Source organism: Burkholderia sp. Ac-20384 (genome assembly GCF_017104605.1).
GTDB lineage: Bacteria > Pseudomonadota > Gammaproteobacteria > Burkholderiales > Burkholderiaceae > Burkholderia > Burkholderia lata.
Genome location: NZ_JAAGPE010000107.1, coordinates 20,956 through 28,558, shown reverse-complemented (window position 1 = coordinate 28,558; position 7,603 = coordinate 20,956). Strand labels below are relative to the sequence as shown.

Genomic DNA, 7,603 nt, shown 5'->3' with positions numbered 1-7,603 from the left:
ATCCAGGTCGCGGACAACCCCGGCATCTCGTACAACCCGCTGTTCCTGTACGGCGGCGTCGGCCTCGGCAAGACCCACCTGATCCACGCGATCGGCAACCAACTGCTGCTCGACAAGGCCGGCGCGCGAATCCGTTACATCCATGCCGAGCAATACGTGTCGGACGTGGTGAAGGCGTACCAGCGCAAGGCGTTCGACGACTTCAAGCGTTACTACCACTCGCTCGACCTGCTGCTGATCGACGATATCCAGTTCTTCTCCGGCAAGTCGCGCACGCAAGAGGAATTCTTCTACGCGTTCGAGGCGCTCGTCGCGAACAAGGCGCAGGTGATCATCACCAGCGACACGTATCCGAAGGAGATCTCGGGCATCGACGATCGCCTGATCTCGCGCTTCGACTCGGGTCTCACCGTCGCGATCGAGCCGCCCGAGCTGGAAATGCGCGTCGCGATCCTGATGCGCAAGGCACAGTCGGAAGGCGTGAACCTGTCGGAAGACGTCGCGTTCTTCGTCGCGAAGCACCTGCGCTCGAACGTGCGCGAACTCGAAGGCGCGCTGCGCAAGATCCTCGCGTATTCGAAGTTCCACGGCCGCGAGATCTCGATCGAGCTGACCAAGGAAGCGCTGAAGGACCTGCTGACCGTGCAGAACCGGCAGATTTCGGTCGAGAACATCCAGAAGACCGTCGCCGACTTCTACAACATCAAGGTCGCCGACATGTATTCGAAGAAGCGCCCCGCGAACATCGCGCGGCCGCGGCAGATCGCGATGTATCTCGCGAAGGAACTCACGCAGAAGAGCCTGCCGGAAATCGGCGAGCTGTTCGGCGGGCGCGACCACACCACCGTGCTGCACGCGGTGCGCAAGATCGCCGACGAACGCAGCAAGGACGCGCAGCTCAACCACGAGCTGCACGTGCTGGAACAGACGCTGAAGGGCTGAGCGCGCGGCGCGCTTGATAATTCGGCCTCCGCCCCAATTTAAGGGGGGCGGTTCGGTTTTGAGGCACAATACTGGTTTGACCGCCCCGGTGGTGGCGGGCCAAGAGCCCGGCCGGCGGGGCGCTGCGAGGCTGCTGCGCTGCAGGCCGTTACTCAACGAAGGAACTCTATGCAACTGGTCAAGACCGAACGAGACACCCTCCTCAGGCCGCTGCAAACGGTCAGCGGCATCGTCGAACGCCGCCATACGTTGCCGATCCTCGCCAACCTGCTGATCACCAAGAACGGCTCGGACGTTTCGTTCCTGTCGACCGACCTGGAGCTGCAGATCACCACGCGCGCCGATTTCGGCGTCGGCGGCGACCAGGTCGCGACCACCGTCGCGGCGCGCAAGCTGCTCGACATCCTGCGCGCGATGCCTGACGGCCAGGTCACGCTGTCGCTCGCCGACAAGCGCCTCACCGTTCAATCCGGCAAGAGCCGTTTCGCACTCCAGACGCTGGCGGCCGACGAGTTCCCGACCGTCGCGCAGGCGAAGGATTTCGGCGCAACCCTCACCGTCCCGCAGAAGTCGTTCCGCCAGCTGATCGGCATGGTGCACTTCGCGATGGCGCAGCAGGACATCCGCTACTACCTGAACGGCATGCTGCTCGTCGTCGACGGCGACCAGCTGATGGCCGTGGCCACCGACGGCCACCGCCTCGCGTTCTCGTCGATGAAGCTCGAAGGCGGCACGTTCGGCCGCCAGGAAGTCATCGTGCCGCGCAAGACGATTCTCGAGCTGCAACGCCTGCTCGAAGACATCGACGACACCGTCACCATCGACATCGCGCAAACCCAGGCCAAGTTCACGTTCGGCCAGGTCGAGCTCGTGTCGAAACTCGTCGAGGGCAAGTTCCCCGACTTCCAGCGCGTGATCCCGAAGGCGCACAAGAACACGTTCGAGATCGGCCGTGAAGAACTGCAGCGTTCGCTGCAGCGCGCGGCGATCCTGACCTCGGACAAGTTCAAGGGCGTGCGCTGCATCATCGCGCCGGGCCAGCTGAAGATCATGTCGACCAACGCCGATCAGGAAGAGGCGCAGGAAGAACTGGAAATCGCCTACCAGGGCGATACCGTCGACATCGGCTTCAACGTCACGTATCTGCTCGACGTACTCGCGAACCTGAAGGTCGACACCGTGCAGGTGAGCCTCGGCGACGCCAGCTCGAGCGCGCTGATTACCGTGCCCGAGAACGAAGAGTTCAAGTATGTCGTGATGCCGATGCGCATCTGACGCGCGCGACATCACGACACACACCAGGGGGCGGCAAGCCCCTTTGGCGTTTTTATGGCGAACCGACAACCCGTCCCTTTGGTGCCTCACCGGTGCCTTGGACGGGCCAGGAAAACTGGAGCGGCCCGGCGTTTTCGCAAGGAAACGCACCATGCCGCCGCTTGAGTGGCCTCGCAGAACCGGAAGATATCCATGAGTGAACAGCACAATCCGCAACCCGATAACAGCAGCTACGGCGCTTCGTCGATCCAGATCCTCGAAGGTCTGGAAGCGGTGCGCAAGCGCCCCGGGATGTACATCGGCGACACGTCGGACGGCACCGGTCTGCATCACCTCGTGTTCGAGGTGCTCGACAACTCGATCGACGAAGCGTTGGCCGGGTACTGCAACGACATCCACGTAACGATTCACGCCGACAACTCGATTTCCGTGACCGACAACGGCCGCGGGATTCCGACCGACGTGAAGATGAACGACAAGCACGAGCCGAAGCGTAGTGCCGCGGAAATCGTGATGACCGAGCTGCATGCCGGCGGCAAGTTCGACCAGAACAGCTACAAGGTTTCCGGTGGCCTGCACGGCGTGGGTGTGTCGTGCGTGAACGCGCTGTCGAGCTGGCTGCGCCTCACGGTGCGCCGTGACGGCAAGAAGCGGTTCATGGAGTTCCATCGCGGCGTCGCGCAGGAGCGCGTGCTCGAGATGGTCGATGGTGTCGAAGTGTCGCCGATGCTGGTGACCGGTGACACCGAGAACCGCGGCACCGAAGTGCACTTCATGGCCGATCCGACGATTTTCGGTACGGTCGAGTATCACTACGACATCCTCGCGAAGCGGATGCGCGAGCTTTCGTTCCTGAACAACGGTGTGCGGATTCGCCTCACCGATCTGCGCTCGGGCAAGGAAGACGATTTCGCATTCGCCGGCGGTGTAAAGGGTTTCGTCGAGTACATCAACAAGACGAAGACCAACCTGCACCCGACAGTGTTCTTCGCCAACGGCGAGAAGGATGGCGTGGGCGTCGAAGTCGCGATGCAGTGGAACGACAGCTACAACGAGAACGTGCTGTGCTTCACGAACAACATTCCGCAGCGCGACGGCGGCACGCACTTGACCGGCCTGCGCGCCGCGATGACGCGCGTCATCAACAAGTACATCACCGACAACGAAATCGCGAAGAAGGCAAAGGTCGAGACGACCGGCGACGACATGCGCGAAGGGCTGTCGTGCGTGCTTTCCGTGAAGGTGCCGGAGCCGAAGTTCAGCTCGCAGACGAAGGACAAGCTGGTTTCTTCCGAGGTTCGTGCGCCGGTTGAAGAAGTTGTGGCGAAGGCGCTGGAAGAATTCCTTTTGGAAACGCCGATCGACGCGAAGATCATCTGCGGGAAGATCGTTGAGGCGGCTCGTGCGCGTGATGCTGCGCGGAAGGCGCGTGAAATGACGCGCCGCAAGGGCGTGCTCGACGGCGTCGGCCTGCCCGGCAAGCTCGCGGACTGCCAGGAGAAAGACCCGGCAAAGTGCGAAATCTACATCGTCGAGGGTGACTCGGCAGGTGGCTCGGCAAAGCAAGGGCGTGACCGGAAGTTCCAGGCCATCCTGCCGCTGCGCGGCAAGGTGCTGAACGTCGAGAAGGCGCGCTACGACAAGCTGCTGTCGTCGGAACAGATCGTCACGCTCGTGACCGCGCTCGGCTGCGGCATCGGCAAAGAGGATTACAACCTCGACAAGCTGCGCTATCACCGCATCATCATCATGACCGACGCGGACGTGGACGGTGCGCACATCCGGACGCTGCTGCTCACGTTCCTGTATCGCCAGATGCCGGACATGATCGAGCGCGGGTACGTGTATATCGCGCAGCCGCCGCTTTACAAGATCAAGGCGGGCAAGGACGAGCGGTATCTGAAGGATGACGTGGAGCTCAACGCGCACATGCTGCGGTTGGCGCTGCAAGGGTCGGAGCTGGTGCCGGGTGAGAACGCGGCGGCGATTTCCGGTGATGCGCTTGGGGAGCTGGCGCGGTCGTATCTGCTGTCGCAGAGCGTGATCGAGCGGCTGAGCCGGTTGTATGATCCGGCCGCGCTGGAAGCGGTCATGGACGGGGTGGTGATCGATCTGTCTAACGAGGCTTCAACGGAGGCTTCGGCTAAGGCGCTGCATGCTGCGTTGCATGATGAAGCGCTGAAGAACGAAGTGCGGGTCGTGCCGTCGTATGATCCGGTTCGCGAACAGCGGTCGCTGCATGTCGAGCGTACGCATCACGGCAACGTGCGGGTTTCGGTCATCGACCAGGAATTCCAGCACACGGCGGATTATCAGCAGCTCGTGACCACCGCGAATACGTTCAAGGGCCTCATCGGCGAAGGTGCGGTCATCAAGCGCGGTGAGCGCAGCATGGCTGTGACGAACTTCAAGAGCGCGATGAAGTGGCTGCTGGCGGATGCGGAGCGGAACGTTTCGAAGCAGCGGTATAAGGGGCTCGGCGAGATGAACCCCGAGCAGCTGTGGGAAACGACGATGGATCCGGCTGTGCGGCGACTGCTGCGCGTGCAGATCGAAGACGCGATTGCTGCGGATGGGATTTTTACTACCCTCATGGGTGATGATGTGGAGCCGCGGCGGGCGTTTATTGAGTCGAATGCGTTGCGGGCGGGGAATATTGACGTCTAACTCATGGTGTAGGCGTAGGGCGCCAGAGTAAGTGCGACTGGCGCCACAGTTTTGCGACTGGGCGACAAAGTTGGTGCGACTGACCTACCGGTCGAGAGCCATGTTTTATGAGAGCGTAGCCGCAAAATCATAATCCGCGGGTCCGGAGTTCGAATCCCTGATTCGCCACCATATCAGCGCACAGGCCCGCCACTCCTAGGAGCGCGGGCCTTTGTCATTGCACGCGAGGTGAGCCGCTTGGTGAGCCATCGCCCGCATGCATCAGCTGCCCCACCTATTCCAATCGCACGCCCCAAGCAACTGCAACCGGTCGAGGCCGGCGGCATCTTCGCGTCGCTCAGCGCGAGCACGGCAATGCCGAGCTGGCGAATCCGCTGATGTCAGATAGGGAATGGGCCTACGTTGCGGCGAGCCGCTCGCGCTTCGCCACGACGTTGTTCGTCGACGCGTCCGCGCTCGGTTTGGTCGACCCGTAGTCGCACCGCGCTGCGTTGGACAAGGCCGCCACGCGCGAGGCCGTGATCGATTCGCTCGCGGGCGAATGTCCCGCAGCCGAACGAAGGGCACGACGCTCGATTACCTACATGAAGGCGCGCCTGAGAGTTCGCTTCACCGAGCCGCCGCCCATGTCGATACTGGCCTCGCGCCTTCAGCTTCGCGACACCGACCGAGCGCGGCCCGAGACTTTACAAGCAATCGCGGCGCGGTTGCCGCTAAGCCGCCCTGCGTATCGCGCCTCGACGACGCCCACGCACGCCATGCGCGCCGCGCCCGAGGAGGCGCTCGCGGCCGGCGTTCGGCGCCTCCTGGACAAGTGTCGCTGCAGCCTCCATCGCGGCACGCCGACCAACCCACTGATGCGCGAACCTAGTCTGTCTCGTGAACTTGATGGGTCGAGCCGATGAACCACAGCGTGGATCATCCACGATCAGGAGAGACAGACAGTCGCGTCTCTGACTAAGCGCAATAAACCGCCCGTTGAAAAGCAACCGCAAACCGCCAGCCATCTTTATTTAACCGACCGGGCTTCTGCTCCAGGTTTGGCGATCAACTTCGATACGTCTGGCAGAAATTTATCGTCAAATTCGAGGGTCCCAACTACTTTCCCGTCAACCTCATTAAACGCGACCTGAGCAAAACCGCCATCCTTTCCGTCAAAGAAGCCACCGACAACCAAGGGCTCTCCGTCGTAAGAAACTTGCTCTGAGTTTAACGATCTGTAATTAGACACGTATCCAAATACGATTACGATTTCCTCCGGCCTCGACAATCTGCCGTCCTTGTCCCTAAAATCAACATTTGAACCGAGATTGAATCCAATTTCAATCCATGGATCAGACCCCTTGACCTCATTCTCCATCAACTCACGAGCCTTGTGCTTACTAATCTCGGACGACAGAAACAGATTGGCTGCGTACTGATTAACTGAAATCCAAGAATCACCCTGCGCCACCTCAATGCCACCGTCAAAAACAAAATCAGGAGTTGTCTTTTTGCTAGAAAATGAAACAGTTATGGAACGCACAAAATAGCGACGACCATAAACCGACAAATCCCTAAGTTTCTCAAAATTCTTTTTCCAATTCTCGCTTTTTGCAGAATTAAATGTTAGAAGCTTTATTCCGTTTTTCCGAGCATAATTTTTTGCGGAATCGGTAAATCCATTTTTTGAAACAACGATAGTTTGATTAATGCCGACCTTTCGGTGCTTTTCTCGAAATGCCTCGATAATTCTGACTTCGACCGGCTTCCCGAGGGCGGTACATTCAATTCCAATTTTAATATCGCAGTTCAACAACTTGCTCTCAACGAGTATATCGATCTCTCTTTCTGTTTCTGCCTCTGGATCATGAAGCATTGCGGACTCACTCACTTTCGCGCCTGCCGGCGCAAGGTGACGATTAATAACTCGTACAAGCTTCTGAAAATCGTTCGTTCGTGCAGGCATTTCCCCCCCGTGGGTCTGTTTTGTTATGTATGGCGGAACACCGCTGATTTGGGCGAGCCGCGTCGAACATAGAAGATACCGCAATTTAGGCAGCGTCGGGGCAGAAGCGCAGGCTCATGCACATTGCCGAGATTCGCGGAATCGTGGCTCGATAGGCCGCACCTGAACGACTGATAAGGAAGGTTTGGCTATTTGGTAGTCGTGTGTGCGGGACCGAACGCCCCGATAGCGACATTGACATTGCTGTTGAGATTGAGCGATTGGCCGGCGATTCGTGCAAGTGGAGAGTCTTTGTTTTCGAGCGCCAGCGCCTGAATGCGGCCATTGAGGCACTTCTTCCGATGCCAGTCCAGTTGGAATGGTATGGCGGCCCCACCGAAACACCAACCATCGAAGCCGGGTTGCGCGACAACTCGATACTCGTCTATCAGGCAGTCTAGCTCATCAACGCGGGCACCTAGCCCCCTCGATTTTTCGCGCCTCCCGTTCGCGAATGCGCCCGCGGAGTTGCCGGCGGTGCCCGCTTTGCGCAAGACGCACTCGGCTAGGCTTCGCCGACCGGCACAACGGCCAACGAACTCGCGCGCATCAACTTTGCCGCCCCTACCAACGACTGACGACCGTTGGCATGTCCCGACCGCGACACCTTTCGTTTGGTTTGTCCTGCGGGTATTGACAAAAAGCACCCCAAATGAAAGTCATAACCCCTCGCCATTCTAGGAATTATCACGACCTACGCTCTTTGGACCGGAACCGGCATCAGCCTGCTCG

General features: G+C 59.7%; 5 protein-coding genes. 4 read left to right on the top strand and 1 reads right to left on the bottom strand.

Translation table 11 applies throughout. From position 1 onward, the window contains the following. From dnaA to G3O00_RS20770, 4 genes are all read left to right on the top strand, one after another. A partial coding sequence (gene dnaA / locus G3O00_RS20785; RefSeq protein ID WP_206144167.1) for a chromosomal replication initiator protein DnaA occupies positions 1-942 on the top strand: 942 nt, incomplete at its 5' end. A 168-nt stretch (positions 943-1,110) separates the two neighbouring features. Then, positions 1,111-2,217, top strand: coding sequence for a DNA polymerase III subunit beta (gene dnaN, locus G3O00_RS20780; RefSeq protein ID WP_174933678.1), 1,107 nt, complete (start codon positions 1,111-1,113; stop codon positions 2,215-2,217). Between the two features lie 192 nt (positions 2,218-2,409). Further along, positions 2,410-4,884 (top strand): DNA topoisomerase (ATP-hydrolyzing) subunit B, encoded by a 2,475-nt coding sequence (gyrB, locus tag G3O00_RS20775; protein WP_206144166.1) that lies wholly within the window; start codon positions 2,410-2,412, stop codon positions 4,882-4,884. A 491-nt stretch (positions 4,885-5,375) separates the two neighbouring features. Then, positions 5,376-5,789: a hypothetical protein gene (locus G3O00_RS20770; RefSeq protein WP_206144165.1), complete on the top strand. Its 414-nt coding sequence runs from the start codon at positions 5,376-5,378 to the stop codon at positions 5,787-5,789. Between the two features lie 104 nt (positions 5,790-5,893). On the opposite strand, the gene G3O00_RS20765 is transcribed toward G3O00_RS20770, so the two are convergent. After that, complete coding sequence (locus G3O00_RS20765) at positions 5,894-6,832, bottom strand: restriction endonuclease (protein WP_206144164.1); 939 nt, start codon at positions 6,830-6,832, stop codon at positions 5,894-5,896. Positions 6,833-7,603 lie beyond the last annotated feature (771 nt).

What these genes read in the sequence shown, in the direction of transcription:
- dnaN (WP_174933678.1), top strand. Translation starts at nt 1,111, where the DNA reads ATGCAACTGGTCAAGACCGAACGAGACACCCTCCTCAGGCCGCTGCAA.
- gyrB (WP_206144166.1), top strand. Translation starts at nt 2,410, where the DNA reads ATGAGTGAACAGCACAATCCGCAACCCGATAACAGCAGCTACGGCGCT.
- G3O00_RS20765 (WP_206144164.1), bottom strand. Translation starts at nt 6,832, where the DNA reads ATGCCTGCACGAACGAACGATTTTCAGAAGCTTGTACGAGTTATTAAT.